Here is a 1,016-nt window from a genome sequence, read left to right on the forward strand (position 1 = left end):
CTTCCCCTTCGGACGCGTCGGCTGCTTCGCCAGCACTTGCCTCAGCCTCGCCTTCCCCGTCTTCGCGGCGGTTGCGCTTGCCGCCGCGCTTGCCGCGCCGGCGCTTCTTGCCCTGGCCTTCGTCCGAAGCTTCAGCTGTGGCAGGAGTTTCGGAAACACCAACAGGGGCATTGTCGTCCGCTTCCGCGTCGCCATCTCCGGCGGCCGAGTCCGAGTCCGAAAACTCGCCGGCCGGAGCCGAGACGGAAGCACCGTCCGCAGGGGCGCCATGTTCGCGATCGCGATCCTTGCCGCCACGCCGACGCCGACGCTTGCGGCGCTTGCGGTCGCGGCCTTCGCCTTCCTCACCACCGGCAGCGGGCCGCGGCTGCTGTTGCTGCGGCTGCTGGCGTGGCTGTTCTGCCTGGATCGGCGCCTCGTCGTCTTCCTCGATGACGGCAATCTCATCCTCGGGCTCGTCCGGCTCGACATAGGCCGGGAAGCTGCGCGCCTCGACAAAGCCTTCCGGCTTTTCAGCCAACGCGCCGCGGAAGATCGCATAGTGCTGCGAACCCACCGAATCGTCGGCCTCGACGGTGATCGTCAGCCCGAAGCGGCTTTCGAGTTCCACCAGCGTGCCGCGCTTGTGGTTGAGCACGTAGAGTGCTGTCGCCGCCGGCGTCCGCACCGTGATGTGGCTGCGCGAATCCTTGAGCAGGAATTCCTCGATCGCCCGCACCACCATCAGCGCGACCGACGAATCGGAGCGCACATGGCCGGTGCCGCCGCAATGCGGGCAAGGCTTCATGGTCGATTCCAGCACGCTGGCGCGGATGCGCTGGCGTGACATCTCCATCAGGCCGAAATGCGAGATACGGCCGACCTGGATGCGCGCACGATCGTTCTTGAGGTGATCCTTCAGCCGCTTCTCGACGGAGCGGTTGTTGCGGTTCTCCTCCATGTCGATGAAGTCGATGACGATCAGGCCGGCAAGATCGCGCAGCCTTAGCTGACGCGCGACTTCCTCGGCCGCTTCC

The 1,016-nt window shown here is 66.3% G+C and carries 1 protein-coding gene; it reads right to left on the bottom strand.

Features of this window, described 5'->3' with window-relative positions:
* Nucleotides 1-1,016 (bottom strand): ribonuclease E/G (locus EN879_RS37095; protein WP_164774902.1); only part of this gene is annotated, 1,016 nt, incomplete at both ends.

The sequence above is a fragment of the Mesorhizobium sp. M7A.F.Ca.AU.002.02.1.1 genome (assembly GCF_003998535.1).
Classification (GTDB): domain Bacteria; phylum Pseudomonadota; class Alphaproteobacteria; order Rhizobiales; family Rhizobiaceae; genus Mesorhizobium; species Mesorhizobium ciceri.